Source organism: Pseudonocardia sp. T1-2H (genome assembly GCF_038039215.1).
In the GTDB taxonomy this organism is placed as follows: domain Bacteria; phylum Actinomycetota; class Actinomycetes; order Mycobacteriales; family Pseudonocardiaceae; genus Pseudonocardia.
The window spans coordinates 2,600,515-2,612,674 of sequence record NZ_JBBPCL010000001.1 but is presented as its reverse complement, the minus strand read 5'-3'; the positions used below and the strand labels follow the sequence as shown (position 1 = coordinate 2,612,674).

The following is a 12,160-nucleotide window of genomic DNA, read 5'->3' as shown; positions in this document are numbered from 1 at the left end:
GCGTCATGTACGACCACACCCTCGGTCGCTCTGGACACGACCATCAAGGCCTACCCGCTACAGCATCGTGTAGCCACACTTCACGCTGATCCCCCGACGAACGTCGCGATCTCCCGCGGACGGCTCACCCACGACCGGTCGAACGGCGCCACGTGCTCCCCGGTCGGCCGCGATCGTCGATGACCGGACTCGGCTCGGGAAAACTCGAAGCATCATTGTCGAATCGAATGAACAACCGGCCTGAACGGCCGAGCGCGCCGACGATCGACCCCTTCGACGAGCAACTCGATCGTTCCATTCAAGCACGCAGCGGCGAAGTCACCCGAATTCGTCAAGCTCGCAGCGGTCGAACACCATTCGAGCGCACCGCGCGGCCTTTTGATGCCCCAGCAGGTCTTTCCTCTCAATTCAGACGGATCATCGCAGCCTATCGTGCCGAGTTGCCTGAACTGACAGGGTGATCGAGCACCCGAGAGATCGAAAATGTCCGGGGCGGACGACGATCGCCGACCGCGCCCCACGGCCGTCGCTCACTTCGATTAGGGATCACGCACCATGACCGATGCGAACTCGACCTCGAGTGCCGTGACCGTCGTCCTCGTCCACGGCGCCTTCGCGGACGCCTCCGGATGGGGCGGAGTGATCGAGCGGCCGCACGCGGCCGATGTGCCGGTGCGGGCCGTGGCCAACCCGCTGCGCGGCGTCGCCACCGACTCCGCGTACGTCGCCAGTGTGATCCGTCAGGTTCCCGGCCCGGTACTGGCCGTCGGCCACTCCTACGGCGGGGCGGTGATCACCAATGCGGTCACGGCGGCGGACAACGTCGTCGGCCTGGTCTGCCGTGATGGGCGTATCGCAGCGGCCGATCGCCGCCATCGCGTTCGGGGAGAAGAACGGTGTGCCGGCGTGGAGGAGTCTCCCGTCCTGGGCGGTGGTGGCCACCGGTGACAAAGCCGCCGGCGCCGACGTCGTGCTGTCCATGGCCGAGCGCGCGGGCGCCCGGATCACCGAGGTCGAGGCTCGCACGTGATCATGATCTCGAGACCCGACGTGGTCGCCGACGTCGTCCTCGAGGCGGTTCGAACCGTCGGCAGCTGATCGTCGTCCCTGCCCCACGCGAACTCGTTCAGGAGGTCCGGCCATGTCGTCCGATCCGGCGGACTCGCGGCCGAGCGACGCGCTGGCGGGCAAGCTCAAGCGCACCGAACTCCAGCACCAGCCGTCCTCGATCCCCGGACGGGAGATCGTGCAGGTGCTCACCGAGATCCCGACCGGCGTCGCGTCGGGCTGGCACATCCATCCGGGCGAGGAGGTCGGGTCATCCTCGCCGGGACGGTGGAGATGATGATCAAGGGACGGCCCACCCTCACCCTGCCCGCCGGCAGCCCCTTCCTGATCCCGCCGCGCACACCGCACAACGCGCTGGACGTCGGCCTCGAGACGGGCCGGATGCTCTCCACCTACATCGTCGAGGTGGGCCGGCCATTGGCGACGTTCACCGAGTGACCGCCCGCCGGCGACGCCGGGGGCAAGCGCCGTGACCAGGCGGCCGCCGGCTTCGGCATGTCCCGGATCCGCCGCGCGACCTGCCGTAGGAGGCGCTGTGGTGCCTTGTCCCCCGGGCCGCGATCGCTAGCTCCGCGGACCCGGCGTCGAGGGGTGGACGCTGTCCACGTCGCTGACCGGCCGAGTCTTCAAGCCCGTCCCGGCGGCGATGCTGCGCTGCTTCCTCCCTCGTCCGGGGAGAGCCGGCCGAGCTGGCTCCCGCCACCGCTGTCCGGCGCGAGCACTTCGTCAGCGACGCCAGGCAGCGGCGCGATGCCGAGGAGGGCCGCCTCGAGCCGCTCCATGAGGAGCAGGAACACACCCAGCACGACCGGCGCCAGAAGCACGAGCAGGACCATGCGCACCTCCGAGGTCACTGTCCCGGCGTATGTCGGACCGCGCATCACCCGGAACAGGGGAGGCTCGGGACGGACCTGCGCCGACCGGAGGCCACGGGAAGGCCCGAACGGGCCTGTCCGCCCCGCGACGGACCGAGTTGACTCGACGACGCCGAGGCAGCGAGGTGCACCGATGGCGACCGTCGAGCACAGGAACCGTCGGTGCGAGAGCGATCGCGCCTCTCGACCGACGCGGTCGGCACCGCTAGGTCCGCAGACCGGTACCGGTCTCGCGCGTGCCGGCTCGAGCGTCGACCCCGCACTCGGGACAGCGTCCGGCACAGCCGCCCGCCGGGCGGCCCGCAAGCCGCTGCAGCTCGACGAGCTCCAGGCCCAGCGCCTCGATCCGGGCGATGAAGCCATGCAGCGCGGCGCGGTCGCCCACGCGGCCGACCAGCATGGTTCCGCCCAGGACGAGGTGCGCGTGGTGGTCGAGGCGGTGACCCCCCAACGCGGAGATCGCCTCCGAGCTGTATCTGTCGGTGAACGCCGTCAAGAGCCACCTGCGGATGGTCTACCGCAGCTCGGAGCCGACGGCCGGCGCGACGCGGTGCGGGGCGGGAAGGAGCTGCGTCTCCTCTGACGGGGCCGTCCACGCGGCCTTCATCCCGGGGGAATGAGCCGGGGTCATCCCGATCGGCAGGATCCTTCGGACGGTCAGCGAAGAATCCAGGGAGGAGTTTCGGCATGCTGCCGATCCCGCGTACTGCGATTCCCGCGCTTCCGGACCCGTTCGTGCCACGGTCGCGGTTGCTCGCCGCGCTGCAGGACGACGACAGCGCCGACATCGTGCTGGTCAGCGCCCCCGCCGGGTTCGGCAAGACCGTACTGCTGGCGCACTGGGCGCGCGCTGTCGCGCCCGCGACCCCGCTCGTCTGGGTCGACCTGGCCCAGGGGGCCGACGACGCCGAGGGCATCTGGCGGCTGATCGTCACCGCACTGACCGCCTGCCCCGCGGTGCCGGCCGGCAGCGCGTTGCACGAGCTCGGCCGGCGGGGTTCGTCACCGACCTCGACCGTCGACGACGATGTCCTGAGCGCGCTCGACGCCTTGCCGGTGCAGATCGTGCTCGTCCTGCACGACGTCCACGAGGTCGTGGCACCGGCGGCGCTGGCTGGCCTCGGGGCACTCCTGGCCGCGCGCCCGGCTGGGCTGCGCCTCGTCCTCTGCAGCCGCCGGGACCCTCCGCTCTCCCTCGGACCGCTGCGGTCGGTGGGACAGCTGCGCGAGGTCCGTGCCGCCCGGTTGCGCTTCACGGTGGACGAGACCGGCCAGATGCTCCGTCGAGCGGGCCTGCACCTCGACGGTGCTCAGGTACGCGAGGCGCACGCCTGCACCGGCGGCTGGCCCACCGGGGTACGGCTCCTCGGCGCCGCCCTGCGCCGCGGGTCGGATCCGACCGCGGTCCTGGAGCGGTTCGCCGCCGCCCTCGATCCGATGGCCGACTTCCTCGTGCGCGAGGTGCTGGAGGTCCTGCCGGCCGCGGACCGGGACCTGCTCGACGCGATCGGCGGCGGTCCGGTCACGCCCCGGCTGGCTGCCCTGCTCAGCGGCCGGAGCGACGCCGACGAGGTGCTGGAGAGGCTGACCCGCGAGACGGGGCTCGTCCAGCGGGTGTCCCACTCCGGGTTCCGGGTGCACCCGCTCGTGCCTGCCCATGTGCACATCGGGCAGGTCGGCCGGACGGGCGGGGCCGCCGCTCTGCACGGCCGCGCCGGGCACCCGGGGGCCGCGGAGGTCGATCCCCTCGATGTGATCATCCGTGATGCCCTCCAGGCGGGCGACGCCGCACTGCTCGTCGAGGTCGTCCATCGGTTCGCAGGCCGGCTGCTGGCCACCGGGGGCCACGCCGCGCTCGGCCGGGTGCTGTCCCGACTCGGCGAGAGGGCCGTCGCAGATGATCCCTGGCTCGCCCTCTGCTCGGCGTTGGCCCGCATCGAAACCGGTCGGGAGCCCGCGGGCGGGCGGCCGGTGCCGCGCGAGGCCGGTCCGACCCCGGCCGTGGGCGGGCCCCGGCTGGCAGTGCTCCGCTCGATCACCGGCCTGTTCGCCGCTGCCGCCGACGGCGATCTCGACGTCGTCCCCGACCCCGTCGACCTCCGGCGCGCCGGCCGCGAGATCCCGGAATGGGCCGCGCTGGCTCTCACCGCTGCGGGCGGCAGGGCGATGCTGGTCGACAAGGACCCGGCCGCGGCCACCGCCGCGCTGGAAGAGGCGCTGGGGCTGGCCCGGGCGCACGGCTTCGCGTGTCTCGAGATGCAGTGCCTCGCGCTGCTCGGCAGCGTGGCGGGCATCAGCGGCGACTACCCGGCGATGACGAGGGCCGCGGCCCGGGCGGACGCGCTGGCGACCGCCGGGGGGTGGCAGGCATCGCCGCTGGCGACCGCGGCGCGGTGGATGCTCGCGTACGGGGCACTCATGCGCGGCGAACCCGTTGAGGCACATCGGCTCGCGGGCGAGGCGCTGCGGCGGGGCGGACCCGCGCTCCGACCCCGATACGTGTTCGCGCTGCGATCCGTGCGGGGCGCTGCCCTGTTCGATGCGGGGCAGCGCCGCCGAGGGCTGCAGCAGATGCAGCAGGCCCGGGCCGACCTCGGGGCGGTCCACCTGAGTGCCGAACAGGCGGCCGCCCTCGCGGTGGTCGAGCACAAGGCTGCGTCGGAACTCGGACTTCCGGAGGCGGCACGCGGCGTCGTCGGGTGGCTGGCAGACCGCATCGGCGCCTGCGGCGAGGTCGTCCTGATGCAGGCCTGGGCGGAGCAGGCGGCGGGCCGGGACGACGACGCCGCCGCGCTCGTCGGGCCCGTCCTGGACGGCGCCGTCCGCTCCGTGCTGCCGCACACGGTCGTCGAGGCGCTCCTGGTGGAGGCGAGCGGCAGGGTCAGGGGCGGCGACGTCCGCACCGCTCGCCGTGCGCTCCGAGACGCGCTGTCCTCCGGTGTGTCCCTCGGTGTCGTTCGGCCGTTCATGCTGGCGGCGGGGCACGCCCGCGAACTCCTGGACGAGCACCTCGACATGACCGGTACCACCACCGCGCGGTTCACGGCCCGAGCCGTTGCCGCCGGCCGGTCGCCGGAACACCGGGCCACCCGCCTCGACGATTTGGAGGCGCGGTTGCTCGCACGGCTGCCGTCGTCCCTGTCGATGGAGCAGATCGCGGAGGAACTGCGGATGCCCCCGACGGACGTGAGCACCGGGGTGCGGGCGGTCTACCGCAAACTCGGCGTGAGCAGCCGCCGGACCGCGGTGTCGACGGCGTACGAACGCGGGCTGCTGCGCTGATCAGTCCACGAACCACACGTCGGCGAGGTCGACGGCGGCGAGGCCCTGGTCTCCGGCGATGCGCTCCATCGCGGACGCGAGCTTCAGCGAGAGCTCGACGGCCACTTGCGCCAGTCCTTCGACCCCGGACTCGGCCAGCACCGCGGCCAGGACCTCCTGGGCCCCGGCGACCCCGCGCTCGTAGTTGTGGTCGTCCGACAACACGGCTCGCACCGAGTCGTAAGCCCGCGCTCTCGGGTACAGGTCCACGGATTCGCCGGAGGCGGCTCCGTCGTCGCTCACGATGGCTCCCTCTGGGGCACCAGCCCCAACGCATTTCCGGGCTGACGACGCAGACTACCCACGTCGTCGAAATTTCATGCGCGGACAGCAGCGCCCGGGATCACGGGCTAGAGTCACTCGGCCAGAGGTCGGCGGGGGGCAGCGACCTTCCGCGGGCCCGCGAGGAGAACGAATGTGAGTGACCTGTTCGCCGAGCGGCAGACCCGTCCGCTGGTCCTGGAGGCCACGCGGGCCATCCTCTCCGACGATCACAACTACGAGCGCGGGCTCGCCGCGCTGAACGATCTCGTGGACCGCGTCGTCCGGGAGGAGGGCGCGGGCCGGCTCCGCGACTTCGCGGTGGCGCTGTCGCTCGCGCTGGCCACGGCGCTCGAGCGGATCGCCCAGGAGCAGCGACTCGCCGCCGAGGAGCTCGTGGACGTGTGGTTCGCCGAGTGAGACCGCCGCCGGGCAGGAAAGCCGACCGGGCGAACGTTCCCGGAACGGGCTCGGAAACAACTCGTCCCGTTTGCCCGTGACGATCGGTCATCGGCACGTGAACGGACGAGCGAACCGCGCTGAACGGGCGTTCCCTCAGACCATCTACCCGGTGCGGTCGATAGACACCACCACCTGCCGGGGCTACGTTCGGCGAACGAGAGCGTCGATGAAGATGACATTTGTGCGCCGGCCCCACTTCGGGAGATCGAGCCGAATTCTTGTCGAATGATCGCGGGGCCGGAACGGACAACTTGGAGCTGACGCCATGCCGCTCGTTCCGGCCGTCAAGATCACGGTGCCGCAGGTCCCGCCCGAGTTCGTCGTGCGTGCGGAGCTGTGTGCGGACCTCGACACCGGAGCGGCTGCAGACCTCTCGCTGGTCTGCGCTCCCGCCGGCTACGGCAAGACGCTGCTCCTCGCGGACTGGGCCAGGACGAGCGCCGCGGTCGACACCGCGTGGGTCGGCCTCGATCGCGATGACAACGACCCGAGCCGGCTGTGGGCGTCCATCGTGGCGGCGATCGCGAGCTGCCCGTCGGTCCCGCCCGACAGCCGGCTGAACGAGCCGTGGGCCCGGCCGCTGGGCGCCCTGCCGGAGTTCGTCGCCGAACTCGTCGGTGCGCTGCATGCCCTGCCGCACCCGCTGCGCCTGATCCTCGACGACGTGCACGAACTCGTCGATGCCGACGCCCTGCACGGCCTCCAGATCTTCACCCGCATCAAGCCCGCCACCGTCCAGCTCGTCCTGGCCAGCCGCCTCGATCCGCCGCTGTCCCTCCCCCGGCTGCGGTTGGCCGGCCGGTTGCGGGAGCTGCGCGCCGCGCAGCTGTGCTTCACCCGGAACCAGGCCGCGGCCCTGATCGAGAAGTCGGGGCTGCACCTCACGGAGCAGCAGGTCGAGGTGCTGCACCGCCGCACCGGCGGGTGGGCCGCCGGTCTGCGGCTCGCCGCCCTGGGCATGGGGAAGTCCACCGACTTCGACACCTTCCTCGCGCAGTTCTCCGGGGCGGATCGCTGCGTGGCCGACTACCTCGTCGGCGAGACCCTCTCCGGCCTGCCCGGGGACGTGCAGGAGTTCCTGCGCGTGATCAGCGTCAGCAACCCGGTGCCGACCGGGCTCGCCGCCGAGCTTCTCGGGACTGGACGAGGCCGGCAGCATGCTTGACCGGCTCGAGCACCAGACCGCCCTCGTCGCCGCCACCGGGGGGCGGCGCGAGGCCTACAGCGTCCAGGAGCTCCTGCACACCTACCTGCTCGCCGACCTGCAGCGCCAGGGCGAGCGACGGGTGGCCGGCCTGCACGCCGTGGCCGCCCGCTGGTGGGCGGGCCAGGACCAGCCGGTGCAAGCCCTCGAACACGCCGCGCAGAGCCATGAGACGGGCCTGCTGACCGACCTGCTGCACCGCTTCGCCGTGCCGCTGCTCCTCGTGGGGGACCACGAGCCGTTGCGCCGTGCGCTGTCGCGCATCGGGGCCCACGCCACCGCGACCGACCCCTGGCTGTCCCTCCCCTCGGCGCTGAGCAACCTCGAGGCCGGGGAGCTCGTCGCCGCACGGGGGGACCTGCACCATGCGCGGCAGTTCTGGCCGGCCCACGGGCCCGTGGAGCTCGCGGTGCTCCGGGCCGTGGCCGAGCAGTTCGGTGCCGGAACGCCCAGCCCGGCCCCGTCCGCGATCGCGAACACCGACGAGCTGCCCGCCGAACCGGAGCTGGAGGCGCTCGCCCGGCTGAGCCGGGGCAACGCCCGGCTCGAGCACGACGACCGGATCGGGGCCCGCACCGAGTTCGAGGCCGCGCTGGCCCTGAGCTGCCGGTACGGTTTCGACTATCTGCAGATGCAGTGCCTCGCGTTGCTGGGTGTCGTCGCGGCCGTCTCCGGCGACCTGCGGACGATGCGGGCCGTGAGCAGCGACGCTCTCCTCGCCGCGGCCGACCACGGCTGGGAGAGGACGTCGTGGTCGACCGCGGCCACGGCGATGCTGGCGTACTCCGAGCTCATGCGCTCCGAGGCCACCGCTGCCGAGCGCCTCGCCGCCGACTGCCTGGCACCGGGGCCGGCCGCGTCGTCGCCCCAGTCGTGGTTCACGTTGCAGTCGGTCCACGGTGCCGCGGTCTTCGATCTGGGGGACCGGGCCGGCGGGCTGGCCGAGCTGCAGCAGGCGCGCTCGGACTTCGGCGCCGTCGAGGCGGGAGCCGAGCAGTGTGCCGCGATGGCGTTGCTGGAGTTCCGCGCCGCTCTGCTCCTCGGGCACTCGACTGCGGCCCTCAGCGCCCTGGCGTGGTTCGCAGAGCGAACCGGAGACAGCGGCGACCTCTCGACGATGCGCGCGTGGGTCGAGTCCGCGGGAGGCCGGCGGGACCAGGCACGCAGCCTGATCCGTCCGGTGTTGAACGGCTCGGCACGCACGTTGCTCCCTTCCACGGTGGTGGACGCCTGGCTGCTGGAGACGTCCATCGCGGTCGCCGCGGGCGAGCGGCCCGCCGCGCGCCGCGCGCTACAGACCGCGCTGGCCGTCGCCGAGCCGCTCGACGCGATCCGCCCGTTCGCCCTGGCCGAACCCAGCGTCCGCGAGCTGCTCATCCACCAGCACGGCAGCTTCGGAGCCTGGGACGAGATCGCGGACCGGGCGCTCGCCGCGGGAGCGGGTCACACGCCACAGCGGGCGATACTGAGCGAGCGGGAGATCACGGTGCTCGGGCTGCTCCCGTCCTTGCTGTCACTCGACGACATCGCCGCCGACCTCGCCGTCTCGGTGAACACCGTCAAGAGCCACGTGCGGTCGATCTACGCCAAGCTCGGCGTGAGCAGTCGCCGGCTCGCGGTGCTCGCGGCGCACGAGCACGGTCTGCTCGGCAGCGGAGCACGTTGACGACGCACCGTTCGGGGGCCGGCCGGCCGGTGCGATCGCGTCCGGTCCTCGGACGGCGGCTGTGGACCGCCTCCGCCGGCTCCACGGATCCTGAGCCGGTTCGGCCGACCCCGCTCAGGGGATCGGGTGCACGGACACCAGCGTGAGGCCCAGGGTCTGGAACTGGGCGATGATGCCGTGCAGGTGCGACTCGTCCAGCACCTCGCCGTGGATGACGGTCTGGAGCGGCGCCTCGCTCGTCTGCATGTCGACGAACGCTTTCCGGGCCTCCTCCGACAACCGGCCGTCGACCCTGAACTCATACCGCGTCGTGCCCATCAAGCCTCGTCTCGTCCGCCGGCTGCGGCTCCGGCGCCCTCGTCCGCCCCTCCACCCGGGCACCCTGCTCTCGTCCGCCGGAAGCGGCATCGCCCAGGCCGGGTGAGTGGCCGCCCGGCGAGCACGGCGTCGTGGCCCGGATCGGCAGGAGGAGAAGCTCGGTGGGGGCGCGCCGGGCGGTTCGCGGACGGACACGTGACGTCGGGTGCGAACATCGGTCTCGACCGCGACGGGTGCGATGTCTCATCCGGCGAGGGTGGCCGTCGTTCGTCGCGGGTCAGCCCGGCAGTCGCTGCAGGGAGAGCACCTTCAACCCCATGTCGCGGCACTGCGTCAGCAGCGCATGCAGGTCCGCCTGGTCGCGAAGCACGCCGAACAGGATCGTCTGCGGTGGCACTGCCTGCACCTCCAGAGAACAGAACGCTCCTCTCGCCCGTTCGGACAGACGTCCGCTCACGCACACCTCGTACCGCGCCATCGCCGCTCGCCTCCCTACGACCCGGACCCGTCGATACAGGGGCCCAGGCTCCGCTCCGGGACTCCGCGCGTCTTCGCCCGGATCGGATGACCCAGGTGGCACGTCGACGTCGGTGCCACTCGGTGGCGTCACTCGCGGCGGGCGAGCACGCGGGCCCGCTCCTCAGGCCGTCGGGGGCGTCAGGTCGGCGACGCCGGAAACCGCGAGGTATCCGCCCAGGACGCCGAGGAACAACACTGTGATCACCCGCTGGTGCCTGCGGGACCAACGGCCGAGCAATTCGAGCAACTCCTGCGGGAGCCCGGGTTTGCAGGCGGACAGCAGCAGCGCCGCCATCGGCAGGCTGAACCAGATCGCGACGTAGACGGCCACCTGCAGGAGGCCGTCCGCCGGGTGGCCACCCGTACTCCCGGCGATCGCGTTGAGCGCGGCGAGGTAGACCAGGCCGGGCAGGTGGGTGAACACCCCCGCCACGGCGGCCCCGCGGGGCGTCAGGCTCGCCAGCCTGCGCTGCATACGGCCTGGCGAGTCCGGCGGGCGCTCCCGTCGCCGCGGCGCCCATCCCGCCCACGCGGCACCCGCATATCCCAGCGCCGCCACGCCGAGGACGAGATCGAGGATCGGCCGGGCCACGGGCGACGACGTCGCCGAGACCAGCCCGACCAGCAGTAGGACGACCAGCGTCCCGACGGCCAGGGTGAACACGACCCCGGCCGTGACGTAGGCGAGCAGCAGCCGTTGCGGACTGCGGGTCGCGAGGATCGCGAACAACGCAGCGAGGGTCGTCGGCCGGACCACGGTGGACAGGGCGAGCAGCAGCGCCTCGTTACTCACGGCGGTGGGATCCGACCCGCGAGTCAGCCGCGCGGGATCGGGGCGGCCCCACCCCGCCCCCCGGACCGCCGACCTGCTGCCCGGGGGCGCTGGGAGCCACCGGCTCCGGGGGGCGGCCCGGTCGTCGGAGTGCGCGCGGCTCCGGCGCCGGGCCTGCTTGCGCTCCGCCTTCGCCGCCGCATCCGCCGCCGCCTCCGCCGGCTCCTTGGGGGTCGCGCGCAGCCACGCGTCGGCCCAGCGTGCCCTCGGGTCGATGTCGACGAGCAGCGCCTTGCACAGCAGCGTCAGCGGGATGGCCAGGATCGCGCCGAGCGGGCCCAGCAGCCAGGCCCAGAACACCAGCGCCACGAACGTCACGGTGACCGAGAGCCCGACCGCGTCCCCGATGAACCGCGGCTGGATGATCGACTGCACGACGAAGTTGATCCCGCAGTAGACCAGCACGACGACCAGCGCCAGGGTGGGGCCGCCCTGCAGGAGCGCGAGCACCGCGGGCGGAATCACCCCGATGACGAACCCGATGTTGGGGATGTAGTTCGTGATGAACGACAGCAGCCCCCAGGTGACCGCCAGCGGAACGCCCAAGAGCGCGAGCGCGACGGAGTCGAGCACCGCGACGATCAGCCCGAAGACGGTCGTGACCAGCAGGTACTGTCGGGTCCCCCAGGCGAAGTGATCCAGCGCCGCGGTGATCTGCGGCCGGTCGCGGGCGATGGAGGCCAGCCGGTCCCCCGCTCCCCGGACTCGACGCTCAGGAACAGCAACAACGCCAGCAGGAACACGAGGTTGGTCGCCAGGCCCGCCACGCTCGCGAGCAGCGCGCCCAGCAGACCGGCGACCTTGCCCAGGTTCAGCGAGCCCTTGGCCTGCGCGAGCTGCTCCGGGCCGACGCCCAGCTTCGCGAGGTTCGCGGTCGCGGTGCTCAGCAGCGCGTCGGCCTTCGACGCGTACTGCGGCAGCTCGGTGGCAAGCCGCGCCACCGAGACGATCAGGCCGATCGCGATCGCGCCCAGGATCGCGTAGACGAGCAGGACCACCACCAGCGTCGTCGCCCAGCCGGGCCAGCCCTTACGGCGCAGCCGGCCCTGCACCGGGGCCACGGCGATGACGATGATCAGGGCCATGAACGCCGGGGCGATCAGCCACGCCACCGCCCGGATCCCGCCGGCGACGATCACCACCGAGGCCGCGCCGAGCAGCAGGATCAGGGCACGGGGAATGCCGCGGGTGGGCGGCGGCCCGGCCGCCGGCGGACCGGCGGCGGGGACGCTCGGATCATCGGCAGCCGAAGTCGTCACCGGGGCGACGCTAGAACCGCACCGCGCACCCCGGCCTCACCCGCGACGGGCGAACGGGCTCAGGGTGCGGGCGGCTCGGACCGCGCGACCAGCCAGGCCAGCGGCGGCAGGGCCAGCAGGATCACCGCACCGACCGCCATCAGCGCGGGAACGGCCAGGACCAGCCCGGCGACGAACAGGGCAATGGCGAGCCCGGCCGCCCTCCGGATGACCCGCGTCCACCGCTTCCGGCGGCCGGACCCGCGGTCGCCGCACAGCAGCAGGGCGAGATCCGGATCGTCGTCGGTCAGGGCCACCTCGATCGCGCGCAGCGTGCGCCGCTCCCGGCGGCTCATCGGCCCGGGATCCGGTGCAGGAGAGCAGCTGTCGCTCACG

14 protein-coding genes and 2 pseudogenes are annotated in these 12,160 nt (G+C 72.7%); 8 read left to right on the top strand and 8 right to left on the bottom strand.

The genetic code is table 11. The features are described from left to right. Positions 1–179 precede the first annotated feature (179 nt). The 4 genes from WBK50_RS13105 to WBK50_RS13090 all read left to right on the top strand — a co-directional run bounded on the left by WBK50_RS13105 (position 180) and on the right by WBK50_RS13090 (position 1,506). Positions 180–461 carry a hypothetical protein gene (locus WBK50_RS13105; protein WP_341335871.1) on the top strand — a complete coding sequence of 94 codons (282 nt, stop codon included), beginning with the start codon at positions 180–182 and terminating at the stop codon, positions 459–461. Between the two features lie 94 nt (positions 462–555). Then, positions 556–948 carry an alpha/beta fold hydrolase gene (locus WBK50_RS13100; protein ID WP_341335870.1) on the top strand — a complete coding sequence of 131 codons (393 nt, stop codon included), beginning with the start codon at positions 556–558 and terminating at the stop codon, positions 946–948. A gap of 193 nt (positions 949–1,141) precedes the next feature. After that, on the top strand, positions 1,142–1,345 hold the full coding sequence (locus WBK50_RS13095; RefSeq protein ID WP_341335869.1) for a hypothetical protein: 204 nt from the start codon (positions 1,142–1,144) through the stop codon (positions 1,343–1,345). Next, the gene (locus WBK50_RS13090) at positions 1,336–1,506 is read left to right on the top strand and encodes a hypothetical protein (RefSeq protein ID WP_341335868.1); all 171 of its coding nucleotides are present in this window, start codon (positions 1,336–1,338) and stop codon (positions 1,504–1,506) included. The genes WBK50_RS13095 and WBK50_RS13090 overlap by 10 nt, the downstream gene beginning before the upstream one ends. Positions 1,507–1,694: 188 nt before the next feature. Here WBK50_RS13090 and WBK50_RS13085 read toward each other — a convergent pair whose 3' ends face one another. Both WBK50_RS13085 and WBK50_RS13080 read right to left on the bottom strand, forming a co-directional pair. Then, a complete protein-coding gene (locus tag WBK50_RS13085; protein WP_341335867.1) occupies positions 1,695–1,904 on the bottom strand; it encodes a hypothetical protein in 210 nt (69 codons plus the stop codon). Positions 1,905–2,148: 244 nt separating this feature from the next. Beyond that, positions 2,149–2,439, bottom strand: coding sequence for a hypothetical protein (locus WBK50_RS13080; RefSeq protein ID WP_341335866.1), 291 nt, complete (start codon positions 2,437–2,439; stop codon positions 2,149–2,151). A gap of 191 nt (positions 2,440–2,630) precedes the next feature. On the opposite strand from WBK50_RS13080, the gene WBK50_RS13075 reads away from it, so the two are divergent. Then, the gene (locus WBK50_RS13075; protein ID WP_341335865.1) at positions 2,631–5,225 is read left to right on the top strand and encodes a hypothetical protein; all 2,595 of its coding nucleotides are present in this window, start codon (positions 2,631–2,633) and stop codon (positions 5,223–5,225) included. On the opposite strand, the gene WBK50_RS13070 is transcribed toward WBK50_RS13075, so the two are convergent. Then, complete coding sequence (locus WBK50_RS13070) at positions 5,226–5,507, bottom strand: hypothetical protein (protein WP_341335864.1); 282 nt, start codon at positions 5,505–5,507, stop codon at positions 5,226–5,228. It abuts the gene before it with no gap. 174 nt (positions 5,508–5,681) lie between these two features. Here WBK50_RS13070 and WBK50_RS13065 point away from each other — a divergent pair, with 174 nt between their 5' ends. From WBK50_RS13065 to WBK50_RS13055, 3 genes are all read left to right on the top strand, one after another. Continuing rightward, positions 5,682–5,945, top strand: coding sequence for a hypothetical protein (locus tag WBK50_RS13065; RefSeq protein ID WP_341335863.1), 264 nt, complete (start codon positions 5,682–5,684; stop codon positions 5,943–5,945). A 307-nt stretch (positions 5,946–6,252) separates the two neighbouring features. After that, entirely contained in the window at positions 6,253–7,152 is a 900-nt protein-coding gene (locus WBK50_RS13060; protein ID WP_341335862.1) for a hypothetical protein, read from the top strand. Then, positions 7,145–8,857, top strand: a complete 1,713-nt coding sequence (locus WBK50_RS13055; protein WP_341335861.1) for a LuxR C-terminal-related transcriptional regulator — start codon at positions 7,145–7,147, stop codon at positions 8,855–8,857. Before WBK50_RS13060 ends, WBK50_RS13055 begins: the two co-directional genes overlap by 8 nt. A 114-nt stretch (positions 8,858–8,971) precedes the next feature. On the opposite strand, the gene WBK50_RS13050 is transcribed toward WBK50_RS13055, so the two are convergent. The 5 genes and pseudogenes from WBK50_RS13050 to WBK50_RS13030 form a co-directional block, all read right to left on the bottom strand. Further along, positions 8,972–9,175 carry a hypothetical protein gene (locus tag WBK50_RS13050; RefSeq protein WP_341335860.1) on the bottom strand — a complete coding sequence of 68 codons (204 nt, stop codon included), beginning with the start codon at positions 9,173–9,175 and terminating at the stop codon, positions 8,972–8,974. Positions 9,176–9,452: 277 nt separating this feature from the next. After that, positions 9,453–9,653, bottom strand: a complete 201-nt coding sequence (locus WBK50_RS13045; protein WP_341335859.1) for a hypothetical protein — start codon at positions 9,651–9,653, stop codon at positions 9,453–9,455. A 162-nt stretch (positions 9,654–9,815) separates the two neighbouring features. After that, positions 9,816–10,460: pseudogene (locus tag WBK50_RS13040) on the bottom strand (GAP family protein); the annotation flags it as partial. A gap of 246 nt (positions 10,461–10,706) precedes the next feature. Then, positions 10,707–11,689: pseudogene (locus WBK50_RS13035) on the bottom strand (AI-2E family transporter); the annotation flags it as partial. Positions 11,690–11,844: 155 nt separating this feature from the next. Then, complete coding sequence (locus WBK50_RS13030; RefSeq protein ID WP_341335858.1) at positions 11,845–12,120, bottom strand: DUF3040 domain-containing protein; 276 nt, start codon at positions 12,118–12,120, stop codon at positions 11,845–11,847. Between the last annotated feature and the right edge of the window lie 40 nt (positions 12,121–12,160).